Annotated in this window: 15 protein-coding genes; 3 read left to right on the top strand and 12 right to left on the bottom strand. The window is 60.1% G+C overall.

The features are described from left to right. Nucleotides 1–27: 27 nt before the first annotated feature. Both relA and cysM read right to left on the bottom strand, forming a co-directional pair. Entirely contained in the window at nucleotides 28–2,280 is a 2,253-nt protein-coding gene (gene relA / locus GNX18_RS03210) for a GTP diphosphokinase (RefSeq protein ID WP_138235294.1), read from the bottom strand. 56 nt (nucleotides 2,281–2,336) lie between these two features. After that, nucleotides 2,337–3,242 (bottom strand): cysteine synthase CysM, encoded by a 906-nt coding sequence (cysM, locus tag GNX18_RS03205; RefSeq protein ID WP_205828116.1) that lies wholly within the window; start codon nucleotides 3,240–3,242, stop codon nucleotides 2,337–2,339. A gap of 231 nt (nucleotides 3,243–3,473) precedes the next feature. On the opposite strand from cysM, the gene GNX18_RS03200 reads away from it, so the two are divergent. Continuing rightward, nucleotides 3,474–6,368: a response regulator gene (locus GNX18_RS03200; RefSeq protein WP_240914189.1), complete on the top strand. Its 2,895-nt coding sequence runs from the start codon at nucleotides 3,474–3,476 to the stop codon at nucleotides 6,366–6,368. Between the two features lie 16 nt (nucleotides 6,369–6,384). Here GNX18_RS03200 and recO read toward each other — a convergent pair whose 3' ends face one another. The 7 genes from recO to GNX18_RS03165 form a co-directional block, all read right to left on the bottom strand. Next, a complete protein-coding gene (gene recO / locus GNX18_RS03195; RefSeq protein ID WP_240914188.1) occupies nucleotides 6,385–7,182 on the bottom strand; it encodes a DNA repair protein RecO in 798 nt (265 codons plus the stop codon). 15 nt (nucleotides 7,183–7,197) lie between these two features. After that, nucleotides 7,198–8,145 carry a GTPase Era gene (era, locus tag GNX18_RS03190; RefSeq protein WP_371808084.1) on the bottom strand — a complete coding sequence of 316 codons (948 nt, stop codon included), beginning with the start codon at nucleotides 8,143–8,145 and terminating at the stop codon, nucleotides 7,198–7,200. An 85-nt stretch (nucleotides 8,146–8,230) separates the two neighbouring features. After that, on the bottom strand, nucleotides 8,231–8,911 hold the full coding sequence (gene rnc / locus GNX18_RS03185) for a ribonuclease III (RefSeq protein WP_166215362.1): 681 nt from the start codon (nucleotides 8,909–8,911) through the stop codon (nucleotides 8,231–8,233). Between the two features lie 59 nt (nucleotides 8,912–8,970). Beyond that, complete coding sequence (locus GNX18_RS03180; protein ID WP_166215360.1) at nucleotides 8,971–9,423, bottom strand: DUF4845 domain-containing protein; 453 nt, start codon at nucleotides 9,421–9,423, stop codon at nucleotides 8,971–8,973. Nucleotides 9,424–9,512: 89 nt separating this feature from the next. Continuing rightward, a complete protein-coding gene (lepB, locus tag GNX18_RS03175) occupies nucleotides 9,513–10,289 on the bottom strand; it encodes a signal peptidase I (protein WP_138235291.1) in 777 nt (258 codons plus the stop codon). A gap of 65 nt (nucleotides 10,290–10,354) precedes the next feature. Then, nucleotides 10,355–12,160 carry a translation elongation factor 4 gene (gene lepA / locus GNX18_RS03170; protein ID WP_138235290.1) on the bottom strand — a complete coding sequence of 602 codons (1,806 nt, stop codon included), beginning with the start codon at nucleotides 12,158–12,160 and terminating at the stop codon, nucleotides 10,355–10,357. A gap of 200 nt (nucleotides 12,161–12,360) precedes the next feature. Next, complete coding sequence (locus GNX18_RS03165) at nucleotides 12,361–13,764, bottom strand: DegQ family serine endoprotease (RefSeq protein WP_138235289.1); 1,404 nt, start codon at nucleotides 13,762–13,764, stop codon at nucleotides 12,361–12,363. Here GNX18_RS03165 and GNX18_RS03160 point away from each other — a divergent pair. Next, entirely contained in the window at nucleotides 13,698–13,976 is a 279-nt protein-coding gene (locus GNX18_RS03160; protein ID WP_166214644.1) for a hypothetical protein, read from the top strand. The genes GNX18_RS03165 and GNX18_RS03160 overlap by 67 nt on opposite strands. 22 nt (nucleotides 13,977–13,998) lie before the next feature. Beyond that, the gene (gene mpaA / locus GNX18_RS03155; protein WP_166215358.1) at nucleotides 13,999–14,763 is read left to right on the top strand and encodes a murein tripeptide amidase MpaA; all 765 of its coding nucleotides are present in this window, start codon (nucleotides 13,999–14,001) and stop codon (nucleotides 14,761–14,763) included. A 36-nt stretch (nucleotides 14,764–14,799) separates the two neighbouring features. Here the strand turns inward: mpaA and ycjG are convergent, their stop codons facing one another. The 3 genes from ycjG to GNX18_RS03140 all read right to left on the bottom strand — a co-directional run bounded on the left by ycjG (nucleotide 14,800) and on the right by GNX18_RS03140 (nucleotide 17,463). After that, the gene (gene ycjG / locus GNX18_RS03150) at nucleotides 14,800–15,783 is read right to left on the bottom strand and encodes an L-Ala-D/L-Glu epimerase (protein WP_166215356.1); all 984 of its coding nucleotides are present in this window, start codon (nucleotides 15,781–15,783) and stop codon (nucleotides 14,800–14,802) included. Nucleotides 15,784–15,894: 111 nt separating this feature from the next. Continuing rightward, a complete protein-coding gene (locus GNX18_RS03145; RefSeq protein ID WP_240914185.1) occupies nucleotides 15,895–16,398 on the bottom strand; it encodes a SoxR reducing system RseC family protein in 504 nt (167 codons plus the stop codon). 6 nt (nucleotides 16,399–16,404) lie between these two features. Then, nucleotides 16,405–17,463 (bottom strand): MucB/RseB C-terminal domain-containing protein, encoded by a 1,059-nt coding sequence (locus tag GNX18_RS03140; protein WP_138235286.1) that lies wholly within the window; start codon nucleotides 17,461–17,463, stop codon nucleotides 16,405–16,407. Between the last annotated feature and the right edge of the window lie 80 nt (nucleotides 17,464–17,543).

The raw sequence follows: 17,543 nt of genomic DNA, 5'->3' as shown, positions 1-17,543 counted from the left end.
TCCCCTGGCATGCCGCGCTCACCGGATTCAATGCAAAATCCGCCGCTTGGCGGATGCCACGTTGGGAAGTTGGTTGATGCGGTGCAACACGTGGCTCAGTTCTTCGAAATTGTGAATTTCCGCGGTAATCACCATATCCACCGTGTGCTTGTGCTTGTTCGAGCGGGTCTGCATGGCGGTGATATTGACCCGCTGACTGTCGAGCATGGTAGTGATATCCCGCAGCAGGCCGTGTCGATCGTAAGCCTCCACCATGATTTCCACGGAATAGACTTCGGTGGGTTTTTCGGCCCAACTGACCTGCAGGATACGCTCGGGTTCATCGGACTGCATGCGCAACATGTTCGCGCAGTCCTTGCGGTGAATGGACACTCCGCGCCCGAGAGTGATGTAACCCATGATGTCGTCCCCCGGTACCGGATTACAGCAGCGGGCGATATGCGTCAGCAGATTGCCGACGCCGTCGATATAGACATCGGTCTGCCCTTCCCGGGCGACTGGCGCGGTAAGCGAGAGCACCGGTTCGCCCTGATCAACTTTCACCATGCGCTGGGCGGTATTCAGAACCTGACCCACGCCGATATCGCCGGCACCGACCGCGGCATACAGGTCGTCCAGGGAGTGCATGTTGAGTTTTTTCGCAAGCTTTTCGAAGTCGAAATCCGCGAGCGCCAGCTGTTTGAACTCGCTGTCGAGAATGGTGCGGCCCTCGGCCACATTCTGGTCCCGCGCCTGCATCTTGAACCAGTGGATGACTTTTGCCCGCGCGCGCGAGGTATTGATGTACCCCATGCTGCGGGAAATCCAGTCGCGGCTCGGCGCCTCCCGTTTGCCGGTGAGGATTTCCACCTGATTGGCCGTCTGCAGTTCATGGTTCAACGGTACAATACGGCCATCCACCTTTGCGCCACGACAACGGTGGCCGATTTCAGTGTGGATCTTGTAGGCGAAGTCCAGGGGCGTCGCCCCTTTGGGCAGATCCACCACGTGGCCATCGGGCGTGAACACATAGATACGGGTGTCCACATCGCTCGCCTGCAGATCCTCCTGCAGGGGGTTGCCGCCCACCTCTTCGTGCCAGTCGAGCACCTGGCGCAGCCACGCGATTTTCTGTTCATAACCGTCCTGCCCATCGAGCTGGCCGGATTTCTTATCGGTGCCCTTGTAGCGCCAGTGCGCGCATACCCCATACTCCGCCTCTTCGTGCATGGCGAAGGTGCGGATCTGTACTTCGAGCACCTTGCGGTCGGGACCGATCACTGCGGTGTGCAGCGAGCGATAGCCGTTGTCTTTGGGCGAGGCGATGTAATCGTCGAATTCATTGGGGATGTTGCGCCACAGGTTGTGCACGATACCCAGCACGGCATAGCAGTCCCGCACCGTAGGGACCAGGATGCGCACCGCACGGATGTCATAGACCTGCGAAAAGCCGATATTCTTACGCCGCATCTTCCGCCAGATACTGTAGATGTGCTTGGCCCGGCCAAACACCTCCCCTTCGATATCCGCTTTCGCCAGTTCGCTGCGCAACAGTTGCAGCACATTGTCGATATAGTCCTGCCGCGCCAGACGCTTTTCATCCAGCAAGCGGGCGATCTGCATATAGTCGTCGGGTTCGAGGTAGCGGAAGGACAGATCCTCCAGCTCCCACTTGATGTGACCAATACCCAGGCGATGTGCCAGCGGTGCGTAGACGTCCGCCACTTCTCTCGCCACGCGGCGACGCTTGGCTTCGGGCGCGTTCTTGGCAGCGCGAATGGCACAGGTGCGCTCCGCCAGCTTGATCAGTGCCACGCGCACATCGTCCACCAGTGCCACCAACATGCGGCGGATATTTTCCGAATGCTCCTCTACCGCACCACTCTGGTTTTCGACCCCGGTATCGGCACTGCGGCTGCGAATAACCGCCATCTGCAGCACACCGCGGATCAGTTTGGCGATGGTCTCCCCCATCTCCTCTTCTACGACCTTGAGAGGCAGGCGCTTTTCCCGCACCGCGCGATAGAGCATGGCGGCACACAGGGCTTCGCCGTCAATCTGCAGGTCTGCGAGGATTTCGACCATTTCCAGGCCGGTGAGAAAACTGCTGGCACCCTCGGCCCAGATGTTTTCCGCATCGATGGCTTTCTGCTCCGCCTGCTCGCTCATTTCAATAGCATTGCGAAGTGTGACCAAGCTGCCACCGTCCAGTTTCGCAAGCGCCTGAATGTGACGCAGCCAAGTCTCCCGATCCAGGGTGCCGTCGGCCAGTCGCGGATATTTTTTTCTGACTTGTACCAATGTATTAACTCGCGGTCAGAACAATAGGATGGGTACGATCGCCACTATGCCCTGTATCAGGGCTGCTCTGCGTTGAACAGCCCGGACGACAGGTAGCGGTCTCCACGGTCACAGATGATCGCGACGATGGTGGCATTCTCCACTTCGGCGGAGATTCTCAGCGCACCCGCGACAGCACCTCCGGAGGAGACGCCGCAGAAAATCCCCTCTTCCCGCGCCAGCCTCCGGGTCATCGCCTCGGCTTCCCGTTGACTGATGTCCATCACCCGGTCGACCTCCTCTGGGACAAAAATTTTCGGCAGATATGCCAGAGGCCAGCGACGGATGCCGGGAATGGCCGAGCCCTCGGTGGGCTGCAGGCCGATAATCTGGATGCCCGGATTCTGCTGTTTCAGGTAGCGGCCGCATCCCATGATGGTGCCAGTGGTACCCATTGAAGAGACAAAATGGGTAATTTCGCCCCCGGTTTGACGCCAGATTTCGGGGCCGGTTGTTTCGATATGCGCCGTTGGGTTGTCGCTATTGGAGAACTGATCCAGTACCAATCCTTTGCCCTCTGCTTGCATTTGCAGTGCCAGATCCCGCGCGCCCTCCATGCCCTGCTCGGCGGTGACCAGTATCAGCTCGGCGCCGTAGGCGGTCATGGAGGCCTTGCGCTCTTCAGTGGCGCTGGCCGGCATGATCAGGATCAGACGATAGCCCTTGATGGCCGCGGCCATGGCCAAAGCGATGCCGGTATTGCCGCTGGTGGCCTCGATCAGGGTGTCGCCGGGGCGGATCTGGCCGCGGGCTTCCGCGCGGCTGATCATCGACAGGGCCGGACGGTCCTTCACCGAGCCCGCGGGGTTGTTGCCCTCGAGTTTGAGCAGGATGGTATTGGAGGTATCCCCCTGCAGTCGCTGCAAACGCACCAGGGGCGTGTTGCCTATGCAGTCGGCAATCGTCGGGTATTCCATAGTCAACTTCTGATCCATCGGCATATGCGGGCGCACATTCTACCCCCGCACCGCCGCTGCTGCGAATGCGCCTTGCCGGCTGCCAGCACAATTGCCGCCCGATGTCGCGAAATTGGGGTGGCATCTGCGGGCAGCAGGGGTAGAATCGGACAAAAATAACACAGTATTTTCACTGCCGTGGCCCCCGCTTCAAAGTCCCAAGCTACGCCTGAGGCGGTCGCCCATATCGGATCAATAATGGAACAAAACCCGCAACCCGGTCGCAGACACACGCGTGCCAGCCCGCGACGCACTCATGGCCGGCGCTTTTCCCTGCGCGCCATTCTGTTCCGTTACACCATGGCACCGGCACTGATCCTGTCGCTGCTGCTGGCACTGCTGTTTACCCTGCAGCAGATGCAGGACCGCCGCGACCTACTGCTCAGTCACGGTCGCGCCAGTGCCGAACAGCTGGTAGAGCTGATTCACCTGAGCGAGGGCCACCCGTTCGAGGAGCGCATTCAGTGGCTCGACAAAGGCCTGATGGCGTTGATGCTCGAGCGGGACATGATTCGCTCCGTACAGCTCTACCGCGCCGACCGCAACGAAGCGGGAGAGGAAAAATTCACCCTGCTCTCCAGCGTGGGGCCGCGCCCCCGCACCAGTTTCAGCGCCGACCAGCTGCGCGGCAAGCAAGCGCACGTGTACGAAGACCTGAACAGCCTGCAGGTGTTGCACCCGCTGCGCGGAGAAGACACCAACTGCTGGCTGACCATTGAGCTGCACCGCCCCTACTTTCTCGTCGGCACGTATCAGGTGGCGCTGGTCGGCCTCATCGGGCTGATCATCTGCACCCTGATCGCGCTGGTATGGGCAGTGGCACTCGCCGAGCGCGCCTCCAGAAGTCTCGAGCGCATCAAGGAAACCCTCCGCGCGGTGGGCCAGGGCAAGTTTGCCACCCGCGCGGCCGGCTCCCGCAACCTGGAACTTTCGCAACTGTCAGAAGAGATCAACCTGATGGCGGAAAATCTGGCGGAGTACCAGCGGGATTATCAGGACGGGCTACATCAGTCCATGGAGGACCTGCGCCAGTCGCTGGACGCCATGGAGGAACAGAACATTGAGCTGGAACTCGCGCGCAAGAAAGCATTGGAAAGCAGCCGGATCAAATCCACCTTTCTCGCCAATACCAGTCATGAAATCCGCACCCCACTGAACGGTATCATCGGTTTTACCAACCTCCTGCTGAAGACAGAGGTGGACCAGTTGCAGCAGGACTATCTGCAGACCATCCTGCGCTCTTCCGAGAGCCTGCTCACTACTATCAACGACATTCTGGATTTCTCCCGCATCGAATCCGGCAATCTGGTGCTGGACCACAGCCCTATGAACCTCGGGCAGGTGCTGGAAGAAACCTTGCAGATCCTCGCGCCCTTCGGTTACGAGCACAATCTGGAGCTGGTGCCATTCGTCGACCCGCAGCTCCCACCGTCGCAGATCGGCGACCCGCTGCGCATCAAACAGATTCTCACCAATCTGGTCAGCACCGCCATCCGCTGCTCGGAGAACGGCAGCATACCCGTGCGGATAGCCGTACAGAGTGGCAAGGAATCCGAACTGATGGTGCAAATCAGCATCGTTGACAACGGTGCCCGCTGCGATGAACAGGGGCGTCGCGAGCTGCGACAACTACTCAATTCCAGTCCGCTACAACAGCAGGTGACGAACAACGGCATGGGGCTCAGTACCGCCCGCAGCCTGGTGCAATCCATGGGCGGCGAACTCGGAATGGAGAGTAACGAGCAGGGTGGCAGCAGTTACTGGGTACAGCTGCCGCTGACCATAGACCGCAATCGCGCGGCAATCACCCGCGAGCAGTTCCCCGGTTGCCGGGTTCTGTTGGTCGACCCCAACCCCATGACGCGCCAGCAGATATACCAGCAACTCAGCCACTGGCAGGCCGAGGCGCAGGAACACTGCGACGGCCAGAACCTGGTGCCAGCGATTGAGCAAATGTGGCGACACGATGCCCTGCCGGACGCGCTGATTATCGACACGGCCATCGCCGCGGGCAATTTCGACGATTTCATTGCCACCGTTCAGCAGCTGGTGGACACCTATCAGTGTCGGGTGGTGGTCCAGGGTTCGCCGGTGGATCTGCGTCGCTGCTATGACGCGCTGCGCACCCGGGTATTGGCATTTCTCGGCAAACCGGTCAGTCGTGAGGGGCTGCTGAGAGCGCTCAAACGGGTGGTGCCACACCAGGCCCAGTCGCGACCACAAACCGGCGCATTTCCGGCGCTCCCGTGGCCATCGGCACCGCGGGTACTGGCGGTGGATGATCACGAGGCCAATCGCCTGCTGATGAGTGAGTTGTTGCGCGCACAGAATATCGAAGCGGTAGTCGCGGCGAGTGGGGCAGAAGCCCTGGCGCTGTGGCGGGAGCAGCACTTCGACATGATTTTCATGGATATTCAGATGCCCGGCATGGACGGCATCGCCACCACACGTAAGATCCGCGAGGAGGAGTCGGGCCGCCGCACACCCGTGATTGCCCTCACCGCCCATGTCGGCACCGAGGAAAAATCGCGGTTGCTAAGCGCCGGGCTCGACGACTACCTCAGCAAACCGGTGAGTGAAGTCCAGCTCACCCACACCGTAAAGCGCTGGATGGAAGTAAACGGGTCCGGCGAGGATATCGCCATCCCCCCTCTGGTCGCACCGCGCTTGGTAGATATCGGCGAGAGCCTGAATCTGGCCAATCAAGACCCAGGCCTCGCCCGCGACCTGCTGCGCATGCTGCTGAAAGGGCTGCATGAAGACGAACCGGAACTGACCCGGTTATTTGCCGAGAAAGACCACAAAGGCCTCTTTGAGCGGGTACACCGCCTCCACGGCGGGTGTTGTTACTGCGGCGTGTTGCGCTTGAGATCGGCCACCGGACAGCTGCAGGAAATGCTGCGCCCGGTCCAGGATCAGGCTCTGGTAGACACCGGTGAATTCGAAGGCGCCTATGAGCAGGTGCGACGGGAAATTCGCAGCCTGCGCGAATGGGCCACAGAACAGGATTTGGACGCGCTGTTCGGACTGGAAAGCGTCGGTGCGAAGGGCAGTAACGGTCGAGTGATTCGTGAGGGGGAAAACTCCCACTGAACGCCGGATCGCCCGACTATGACGCGCCGTACACCTGTCGGAACAATTCACGGCTCTTTAACGGTCGGCTCCCGAGTAGTGGGGCCAGGATCAGCCGACACAGACGCTTGGCTGCAACCAGCACTTCCGCCCGGTGCTCCAGCGAGCCAGCACCCTCTTCTCCTCCATTTTCGTCGCCGGCAAACAGCCACGCATTGAGAATCAACAAGTGCGCACCGGAAAAGTCGTTGCCGCGCGGCACTGCGCCCGCAGGAAGATGGACCGGAGCAAACCCCTCTTCCATCGTCAAACGGTAGATCAACTCCGCGCGTATCGGCCCGTTGTCCAGAGGGCTGAAATCCAGCTCGGGGCAGCTACCCAGCGCCTGCAGCAGATGCAATTCAAAACATCGCAGGGGCCACTCCAGCACAGCGCCCTGCTCCCCTCGCTCTTCTCCTGTCAGGCGCGCCAATTGCGTCAGCAGTCGCTGGTAGGCGGAAAACACCAAGGGATGTGACTCCCCCTCGGGCAGTAAGCGCACCAGCAGCTCGTTCGCGTAGAGGCCGGCGTAAACTGCGCGCCCCTTTAACCACAGCGGCTGGCCGGCGCTTTCAACAGGACCGAGGGTTTTCAGATCGTGGCGTCCCAAAAGGGTCACCAGTAGGGGGGCGAATGGCTGCAGGGCGCGCTGGCGCCGCTGTTTGTCGCGGCGCGCGCCCTTGGCAATACAGGCAATGCGTCCATAGTCCGGGGTCAGCAACTCCAGGATCAGGCTCGTATCCCGGAACGGCCGCGAATGCAGGATGTAGGCCGGTTGCGGGGGCAGCTGCTGCACGGAGAGCGGGAACGGTTACTGCTTATCGATATAACCGAGACTGCGCAACGCGCGCTCGTCATCGGACCAGCCGGACTTGACCTTGACCCACAGATTCAGCATCACCTTGCTGTCGAATAGCTTCTCCATATCCAGCCGCGCCGCCTGGCCGATCTGCTTGATGCGCTCACCCTTGGTGCCGATGAGGATACGCTTCTGGCCGTCGCGCTCTACCAGAATGGCCGCACTGATGTGCAGGACATTGCCCTGCTGCGCAAATTCTTCCACTTCCACGGTAACGGCATAGGGGATTTCCGCCCCCAACTGCCGCATGACCTTCTCGCGTACGATTTCCGCGGCGAGGAAGCGCGAACTGCGGTCGGTGATCTGATCTTCCTCGAAGAAGTGCTCGCCCTCCGGCAGTCGCTCGGCAATGACCTTTTCCAAAGACTCCAGATTGGTTGAGCGCAGTGCGGACAGCGGTACAATCTCCGCCTTGGGAAAACGCTCAGACAGTGCCTGCAACTGCGGCAGCAGATCGCTCTTGTCTTCCAGCTGATCCACCTTGTTAATCGCGATGATCAACGGGCACTTGAGGCCCTGCAACTTCTGCGCCACCAACTCGTCCCCCTCGGTCCAGCGCGCGCGCTCCACCACAAATACCACCACATCCACATCTCTGGTGGAACTGATGGCCGCCCGGTTCATGTAGCGATTGATCGCCTTTTCTTCCCCCGCGTGCAGCCCGGGAGTATCCACGAAGATAATCTGGTTCGGGCCTTCGGTCTTGATCCCGAGCATATTGTGACGAGTGGTCTGCGGTTTGCGCGAGGTGATGCAGATCTTCTGCCCCAGAATATGGTTCAGCAAGGTCGACTTGCCGACGTTAGGCCGGCCGATAATAGCCACATAGCCACAGCGGGTCGGCGAGGAATTCAGCGGGGCGGCGGGTGAAGGGGTTGGCGGGATGGTTGTGTCGCTCAAGAAAGGTCTCCGGACGGCCGACACCCGTATAGAGGGTCGGCCAGGCAAATAAATTGGGCATTGGCTGTTGACGCAGATTATAGAGTCAGTCCTGCCCGGTCAGTCGAGTATAGGCTTCGGTGGCGGCAGCTTTCTCCGCCGCGCGCCGGTTGCTGGCAGTGCCACGCACCGGCACTTTGAGGCCCGCCACCCGGCACTCCACCACAAATTCCTGGGAGTGTTCTTCACCCCCGACATCTACCACCGTGTATTCCGGCAGTGGTTTCTGGCGGGCCTGCAGCCACTCCTGGAGGCGGGTTTTCGGATCTTTGGCAGTTTCCAGCGACAGGTTCTCAAGCCGCGGTGTGAACCATGCCAGTACACGTGCCCGCGCAGCCTCAAGGCCGGCGTCCAGATAAATAGCGCCGATTATCGCTTCCACGGCATCCGCCAGTATCGAGGCCCGGCGGTGGCCGCCGCTTTTCATTTCGCCCTCGCCGAGACGCAGGCACTCGCCGAGTTCCAGCTCCCGTGCGACTTCAGCCAGCGTCTCCCCACTCACCAGCTGTGCGCGCAGGCGGCTCATCTGGCCCTCGCGGCCATCGGGGAATTTTTCAAACAGCGCTGCGCTGATGGTAAATCCGAGGATGGAGTCGCCAAGGAATTCCAGCCGCTCGTTGTTACGGCTGCCGTGGGAGCGATGGGTGAGAGCGAGGGAGAGCAATTCCGCCCGGGCAAATTGATGGCCCAGGCGGCTGCAGAGTCGCTGAAGCAAGAGGTCTGTCACGTAAGTCTGTCGTCTTTCACTATGAGCGCCCACCGTGCGCTGAGCGCGCCCGGGGGCACTCAGTCTTCGCGACGGCGGAACTGCTCGATGTCTACTAAAGGTTCACAGCACAATTCCGGCTTGGCAGTATTGAGCTGCTTGTCGAACTTCATCACCACATCCACATTGTGGAACAGTGGTTGGCGCAGTTCGTAGTTGATGCTGACGAGAGTACTGTCGGCACCGCGAATAATCTTCACCGCCTGGGTGGGCTCACCGCGCACGTTGTTGATGGTGAAATACCGGTCCAGCTCGCGCTTGATTTCGGTATTGCTCATCTCGCGGATACTGGAGTTTTGCGACAGGGAATGCAGCCCCTCCTCCACGAAATGCGCGTCGATATAGGCCGGCCCCAGTTTGGATACAACGGTCAGGCCAAAGCCAAACACCGCAATCACCAACAGCCAACCCCAGTAACTCATACCCCGTTGCGCCCGCAACAGACGCCCCCCCGAAAGGTGTTGTATCGCCATCTTCTGCTACCGTTTTATCATTCTAATAAACGACGGTCATCCCTGGTTTCAGCGCTTGGCTGGGTTCATCGAGTCCTATTCGATGCCAACTATTCGATGCCTCCTACCCGGTCAAAACTGGGCAGGCTGAGTAGTTTGTCCCAATGCATCCAGATTGCAAAGGCCTTGCCGACAATGTCTTTCTCCGGCACAAAGCCCCATCTGCGGCTATCGAGACTGTTGTCACGATTGTCACCCATCATGAAATAGTGGCCTTCGGGCACGGTAATGGTCGGGATATTGCCGAACTCACCCGGGACAACATTCTTGGCCATCAGGTGGCGCTCGCCGTCAATCTCCTCCCAAAGAAATTCTCTCTGCGGGTTTCCGGGCGACGGCGCTTGGATAAGCTCCTGCGGAGCGGGCTTGCCGTTGATGTACAACTGATTGTTCACCACGCGGATCTTGTCGCCGGGCAGGCCGATCACCCGCTTGATGTAGTAGGTTTCATTGGCGTGCGGAGGGAAAAATACCATGACGTCGCCGCGTTTTGGCTCACCGATATCCAGCACCTTGGTGCGGGAGACCGGCAGACGCAGGCCGTAGGCAAACTTGTTCACCAGAATGAAGTCGCCCACTTCCAGAGTGGGGTCCATGGACGCGGAAGGAATCTGGAAAGGCTCCACCAGGAAAGAGCGCAACACGAATACGATGGCCAGCACCGGGAAGAACGATTTGGCATACTCCACCAATACCGGCTCCGCTGGCGGCTGCCCCTTGCCCGCGAGCGCTTTGCGCCCACGCGCCAGAAACAGTGCATCGAACAGCCAGATTGCCCCTGTTGCCACAACCAGCAACAGCAAAATAAGGGGGAAATTGATATCCATTCAAGTGTCTCTTTTTCTGACTGGTTCTTGTTATTCAGCGGCGCAGGGAAGAGCCGCCTGGCCTATCAGCCGTCGACCTTCAGCACCGCGAGGAAGGCGTCCTGGGGCACCTCCACCCGGCCGAGCTGCTTCATGCGGCGCTTACCGGCCTTCTGCTTCTCAAGCAGCTTTTTCTTACGGGTGACGTCGCCACCGTAGCACTTGGCGGTTACGTTTTTGCGCAGTGCCTTCACCGTGGTGCGGGCGATGACCGAACCACCGATGGCGGCCTGGATCGCCACATCAAACATCTGCCGCGGAATCAGGTCTTTCATTTTTTCCGCGATGGCACGGCCGCGGCTCTGCGCGTTGTCGCGATGCAGGATCACCGCCAGCGCGTCGACCCGATCGCCGTTGATGAGGATATCAAGACGCACCAGTTTTGCCGGGTCAAAGCGCACAAAGCTGTAATCCAGCGAGGCAAAACCGCGGCTCACGGACTTGAGGCGATCGAAGAAGTCCATCACCACTTCACTCATGGGCAGCTCGTAGCGCAGGGACACCTGCCCCCCCACGTACTGCATGTCTTTCTGGATGCCGCGCTTTTCGATACATAGCGTAATCACGTTGCCCAGGTAGTCCTGCGGCACCAGGATATTTGCCTCGGCGATGGGCTCGCGCATTTCTTCAATGGAGCCAATTTCCGGCAGGCGCGATGGGTTGTCCACGTAGACGATAGAGCCGTCGTTCATCAGAACTTCGTAGACTACGGTGGGCGCGGTAGTGATCAGGTCGAGATCGTATTCCCGCTCCAGACGCTCCTGGATGATCTCCATATGCAGCATGCCGAGGAAGCCACAGCGGAAACCGAATCCGAGCGCATCGGAAGACTCGGGTTCGTAAAACAGGGAGGCGTCGTTCAGCGACAGCTTGTCCAGTGCATCGCGGAACGCTTCGTAGTCATCGGAACTGACCGGGAACAGACCGGCATACACCTGCGGTTTGACCTTTTTGAAGCCGGGCAGCATCGCCACATCTTCAGCACCTTTGGCGTGGGTCAGAGTATCGCCCACCGGCGCACCGTGAATGTCCTTGATACCGGCCACTACAAAGCCCACCTCGCCGGCGCGGAGTACACCGGTTTCCTTGCGCTTGGGAGTGAAGACACCGACGCTGTCCACCACATGCGGGCGACCGATAGACTTGGTGACGATTTTTTCTTTGGCCTTGAGGGTACCCTGCTTCACCCGCACCAGCGACACTACGCCTAGATAGGAGTCGAACCAGGAATCGATGATCAGCGCCTGCAGCGGCGCATCCACATCGCCCTCTGGCGGCGGCACCAGACGCACCAGATCCTCCAGCACATCCTCAATGCCCAGGCCGGATTTGGCGCTGCAGCGGGTGGCGTTGGTAGCGTCGATACCGATAATGTCTTCAATTTCCTGCGCAACGCGCTCAGGTTCCGCCTGCGGCAGATCCATTTTGTTCAGCACCGGAATGACTTCCAGCCCCTGCTCAATCGCGGTATAGCAGTTGGCCACGGACTGGGCTTCTACACCCTGGGCGGCGTCCACTACCAGCAGCGCACCTTCACAGGCTGCCAGTGAACGGGACACCTCGTAGGAAAAATCCACGTGTCCGGGGGTGTCGATAAAGTTCAGCTGATAGGTTTTGCCGTCGCGCGCGGTGTAGTCCAGCGTCACGCTCTGGGCCTTGATGGTAATACCCCGCTCCCGCTCGATATCCATGCTGTCGAGTACCTGGGCGGCCATCTCGCGGTCACTCAGACCGCCGCAAACCTGGATAAAACGGTCTGCGAGGGTGGATTTCCCGTGGTCGATGTGCGCGATGATGGAGAAATTGCGGATATGGGAGAGATCAGTGGCCACTGCGAGGACAAAACCTTTTAAAAATCAGTGAGTTAATAGGCGGACCGGGCCGCGCTGTGGGCGCAAGTCTAACAGGTTGCGGGAAAAGTGCATCCAGTCAGCGCTATACCCCCGGGTATTGGGGGCCAAGGACCGCCGGCGGGCTCCCGGGATGCGGCGTGGCAACCGCTGGAGCCCGTCGGTCACAGTTCAACTCACTCTCAGTCCTCGTCGATCTGGATGGTACGGAAGGTAGGCTGACCGCCGCGGAAGAAGCGGATCGGCAGCAGCTCGCCCTTAGGAAGCTTCTTGACGATTTTCTCGTAGTCATCGAGAGATTCCACCTGATCGAATCCCAGCTGGGCGATGATATCGCCACTGCGCAGACCGGCATTGGCACCCGCCTTACTGGGCACCACCTGTTTTACCTGCACACCGGATTCAACGCCCAGGCGCTGTTTGAGACTGTCGGGGATATCATCGACCACCAGACCCAGTCGACCGCCCACATCGCTGGCCGCTGGGGCACTGCTCGCCTGTTGCTGACCGTCGTCATCCCCGGGCAGAGCACCTACGCGCACATTGAGCTTGCGCTCCTTACCCTCGCGCATCAGCAACACCGGCACTTCGGCACCCGGGCGGGTCTGGCCGACCACGTGCGGCAAGTCGCCGGGCATCAGAATCTGCTGGCCGTCAAAGCGCATGATGATATCGCCCACCTCAATACCGGCCTGCGCCGCGGGAGACCCGGCTTCCAGCTGCCCCACCAGCGCACCCGCCGGCTTGCTCAGTCCCATGGCAATAGCCAGCTTGCGGTCGACATCCTGGATACCCACGCCGAGCCAGCCGCGGTCCACGCGCCCTTTTTCCCTCAACTGCGCCACCACGTCCTGGGCGAGGCTCGCCGGAATGGCAAACGACAGACCGATGGAACCGCCGCTCCGGGTGTAGATCTGGGAATTGATCCCCACCACTTCACCATTCAAATTGAACAGCGGGCCGCCCGAGTTGCCCGGATTGATGGCCACGTCAGTCTGGATGAACGGCACATAATTCTCGCGGCTTTCGTTGGGAATGCTGCGCCCCATCGCGCTCACGATTCCCGCGCTGGCGGAGTAATCGAGGCCGAACGGTGAACCGATGGCGACTACCCATTCACCAACTTTCATTTTCTCCGAGTCGCCCCAGCGCACAGTGGGCAAATCCGAGGCTTCCACTTTCAGCAGTGCCAGGTCGGACCGGGGGTCGGTACCGATCACCTTGGCTTCAAACTCGCGGCGGTCGGTAAGGGTGACCAGCACTTCATCCGCACCGTCCACCACATGATTGTTGGTCACCACGTAGCCATCAGAGGAAATAATGAAGCCAGACCCCATGCTTGCCACCGGCCGCTGCTGGCGCTCGCGGGGCTCCAACAGGTGGCGGAAGATATCCGGAATTTCCTGCTGGTATTGGGGCGGAACGGAGTTTCGCGCAACACGACTGCGCTCCACCGTGTTGATTTTCACCACTGCGGGAGAGTTCTGCTCGACTAGATCGGTCAGCTCAGGAAACCCGCGTGCGTAAACCGCCGTTGAAACAAAAAGACAAAGCACAAGCAAAAACTGCGTGCAGCGTGCAATCATATTTGCCACCTGTGATAAACCATTCTATTAATATGCCAAAAAGTGTGTTCCAAATTGCGCGCAGTGTAACTATCAATCAGCGTTACCATCGCGCGCGTCTCACCAAAATCCGGGCTGGCACGGAAAACCGCATGCGCCCACCAGCGAGAGACAATCAGTTAGTCGAAAAATTCGCGGAAAAGTTCTCACAATCCAGTGTAAAACAGTGTTAAGGACTTAAAGGCGCCACGGCAGATGAGACAACTTCAGCAATCAGCCAGATCCGGGAACGGCAAATCGAACAATAACCACGGTCCTGCGCTACGCCCCCGTACCGAGCGGGGGCTGTTTGCGCATCGGCGGCTGCAGTATGGCCTGTCCGCCCTTGGCGCACCGCTGCTCTACTTTCCCGCGGAAGTTCAAGACCAGCATACCGGTATGGTGATGGCCGGTACGCACGGCGATGAAGTGGCTGCGGTGGTCACCCTTTCCTGCGCGCTGCGCTCCCTGGGCGCGGGGCAGTTGCGCCACCATGTGATCTTGGCGGTCAACCCTGACGGATGCCAACTGGGTACCCGCTCCAATGCCAACGGCGTTGATCTCAACCGGAACTTCGCCACCGCTAACTGGAAGTCAGACGGCACCATCTATCGCTGGAACAGCGCAGCCGATGAGCGCGATGTCTATCTGTCCACCGGCACCCAGGCCGGTTCCGAGCCGGAAACCGACGCCTTGTGCCGCCTGGTGCACGACCTCAAACCGGTATGGCTGGTATCCATTCACGAGCCACTCGCCTGCGTGGATGACCCCCAGCAGAGCCCGCTGGGCCACTGGCTGGCGGAGCGCATGGAGCTGCCGCTGGTCACGGATCTCGGCTACAAAACGCCGGGCTCGTTCGGCACCTGGTGCGAAGAACAGCAATACCCATGCATCACCCTGGAATATCCGCCGATCTCCGCTGATGCCGCGAGCGAGGAATATCTGGCCGCCATGATTGAACTGCTCTGCTACACCCCCTGACGTTGACATGCCCGGAGCACCCAAGGATTTCTCGTGTCAGGTCCAGTAGACCCGACCACCCTCAAAGCGCAGCGGCTCCACGTCTTGCGCCAGCCAGGTCGGGCCGTCCAGGTCCACAAACCGCGCAAACTGCCCCAGTGGCCAGGCCGCCCTGACTGCGCGGGACGTGCACAACATGCACCCCAGCATCACCTCAAAACCCTGCGCTGCTGCAGCCTCCGCCAATGCCTGCGCCTCGCAGAGACCACCGGTTTTGTCCAGCTTGATATTCAGCATGTCATAGCGGCCGGCTAGGTGCGGCAGGTCGGCGCGGGTGTGGCAACTCTCATCGGCACAAATCGGCAGAGGGTGGGTGAAGTCAGCCAGCAACGCATCTTCACCAGCGGGCAGCGGCTGCTCCAGCATCGCCACTCCATGTTCGGCAAGGGCCTGGCAAAGCGCCGGCAGGCCCTCCCCGTCCCAAGCTTCGTTGGCATCGATCACCAATTGGCAATCCGGCGCAGCCGCCCGCACCGCAGCCACTCGCTCCAACACCAGCTGGCGGTCCAGCTTGAGCTTGAGCACGGTCACCCCGCGTCTGGCGGCAGCGCGCGCTGCCTCGCTCATGGAGTCGGGATCGGCAATCACCAGCGTCTGCACCGTCGGCAGCCAGTCAGGGCCTGAGTGAGCCGCACCGGATTTTCGCCACTCCCAGTCCGCCAGCGCACAATCAAGCGCATTGCGGGCGGCGCCGGCGGGGAGGGCCTGCTGCAGCTGCTCGCGGGTAAGCCCCCGGCGCAAGGCCGGCAGTACGGAGGAAATTTCTGCGAGCACCGACTCCACGCTCTCCCCGTAGCGGGGATACGGCGTGCACTCACCAACACCGGTAACCCCATCGGCGGAGACCTCAACCACCACGACGCGAGCTTCGGTCCGCGCACCGCGGGAAATCACGAACGCCGTTTTCAGTGGCCAGCTTTCCGCATAACAATGTACGTCGAAATCGCCATGCACGTCGAAATTGGCACGCGTCTCTCTCATCTGAACGCTCCCGGATAAAATTCGCTTACCGCAAGGTGAGCCGCCACGAGTCCATCACTCAGTGTAGAGAGATATTCGGAAGCAATAAGTAGAAAAGAGGAACCGGCGGACTCAGCGGACTTCGGCAACAGGAATGCTGGAACAGGAGTATTCCCGTTCCAATCGCAAGAATTGAGGTGTTAGCGCTGGGTTTGCGCGATTGATATGACTGTAGAGGCGAATCGCCAACGCGCCCAGCGCCAGCCCCGCCAGAGCACCCAGAATGGCCCAGATTTCGGCACCGAGGGACTGCCCGATCACGGCTCCCAACACCAGAGCAACCAGTGGTAACAGGTAGACGATCAATGCGCTGCTGGCGAGAGTGTTCTCGGCAATTCCAATCACCACCGTGTCATGCAACCGGATGTCCATGAGCGCTTGTGACGACACCTCGACACGCACCTGGGATGCGCGACGCCAGAAATCTCCCAGTAAACCGGTCCCGCATCCGGATTTGGCGGCACAGCTGTGGCAACTGCTGCGCTGCACTGTTTCCACCCAGATACCGGTTTCGTCAAGGGCTAAGACCCTGCCGCGCTCTTCAATCATCGCCTTGAAACCACCCCTGCCCGACATCCCGTGTCACGGTTGATTTTTTACCGATTTCGCAACCAGCTGCGCGGTATTGTCGGGAATTTCCCCCACCACCGTCACCGTATAGTGTTCGTCGTTGACCTCGATATGATCCATGTAGGCCACAGTGGCTCCGCGCACTGCGCGCCCGCGATAATTCATGCCCGGCCCGAGCTGCTGCACGAATACCGTAAACGCATTCAGGCCGTCACTGAATACCTGCATCTCGCCATCAGGCAATTCTCGTGCCGCTACCGCCTTGAAACCATTTGGCACCCATCCCAGCTGCCAGCGGCTCACCAGGGTGCCGCAGTGACCGGTGCTATCTCTTTCCCGCGCGGAGTCAGAGTGTGGCTGCAACTCACTGTCGGCCACCGGCGCCAATTCAAGTTCGACAAATTGAAAACGCTCCAACACCCGACCGGCCGGTGCCACCAGCAGGGACTTCAGCGGCAGGCCGGTTTCGCGGTCCACGCTCACCACCATTCCGAAACGATGCATGTCGCGTGGACGCGCTTCCAGCACCACGGTTTCGCGGTCGGCGATACGCTCTTCTCCACGCAGCAGAAACTGATAGTTGTCCTGCACATTTTGCAGTCCCAAATTGCTCCAGAGACCGGCGCGGGACAGCGGGCTGCCGTCGCGGCGACACTGGGCATCGTGCCCGCGACTCACCATTTCCCGGGGTGCCCCCGTCAGGAAGCGGATTCGCTCCACCGGCTCGCCATTGCGAATACCGTGTACCACCTCCAGGGTTTCCATTACCCCCACGTGTTCAAAGGTCACGAGGCCGCGGTATTCCAGATTGGTTACCGCGTTGGAAAGCTTACCCAGCAACGCCTGGATCTCGGCGCCCCCAGCCTGCGGATCAGTGACGGCTTCAGGAGGTACTGCTTGCCCGGCGCCTTGCACAAGGGCCGTATCGCTGGCGGCAGGCGCGGACTTCTCGGCGCGTGAAACATCCAGACCCTGAGCATTTGCCAGTGGTAACGCCGGACCAGTGACCAGTAAAAAAGCCAACAGGGAACTGTTGGCTTTCAGGGCAGTGACAGGAATTTTTTTTGCCATGATCAATCTTTATTCAAAGTAGACGTGCGCTGGCAACCTAACGGGATAGCGGTGCGGCAAGCGGCAGCCGCCCGCGCACT

Origin of the sequence: Microbulbifer sp. SH-1, assembly GCF_011326135.1 — a bacterium.
In the GTDB taxonomy this organism is placed as follows: domain Bacteria; phylum Pseudomonadota; class Gammaproteobacteria; order Pseudomonadales; family Cellvibrionaceae; genus Microbulbifer; species Microbulbifer harenosus.
The sequence above is the reverse complement of the archived record's forward strand: the minus strand, read 5'-3'. Positions and strand labels throughout refer to the sequence as shown.

Excerpts from the sequence above, each read along its gene's own strand:
- ycjG (WP_166215356.1), bottom strand. The coding sequence starts at position 15,783 with ATGAGAGAGACGCGTGCCAATTTCGACGTGCATGGCGATTTCGACGTA.
- GNX18_RS03165 (WP_138235289.1), bottom strand. The coding sequence starts at position 13,764 with ATGATTGCACGCTGCACGCAGTTTTTGCTTGTGCTTTGTCTTTTTGTT.
- GNX18_RS03140 (WP_138235286.1), bottom strand. The coding sequence starts at position 17,463 with ATGGCAAAAAAAATTCCTGTCACTGCCCTGAAAGCCAACAGTTCCCTG.
- GNX18_RS03180 (WP_166215360.1), bottom strand. The coding sequence starts at position 9,423 with ATGGCGATACAACACCTTTCGGGGGGGCGTCTGTTGCGGGCGCAACGG.
- GNX18_RS03145 (WP_240914185.1), bottom strand. The coding sequence starts at position 16,398 with ATGTCGGGCAGGGGTGGTTTCAAGGCGATGATTGAAGAGCGCGGCAGG.
- GNX18_RS03200 (WP_240914189.1), top strand. The coding sequence starts at position 3,474 with ATGGAACAAAACCCGCAACCCGGTCGCAGACACACGCGTGCCAGCCCG.
- mpaA (WP_166215358.1), top strand. The coding sequence starts at position 13,999 with ATGAGACAACTTCAGCAATCAGCCAGATCCGGGAACGGCAAATCGAAC.
- lepB (WP_138235291.1), bottom strand. The coding sequence starts at position 10,289 with ATGGATATCAATTTCCCCCTTATTTTGCTGTTGCTGGTTGTGGCAACA.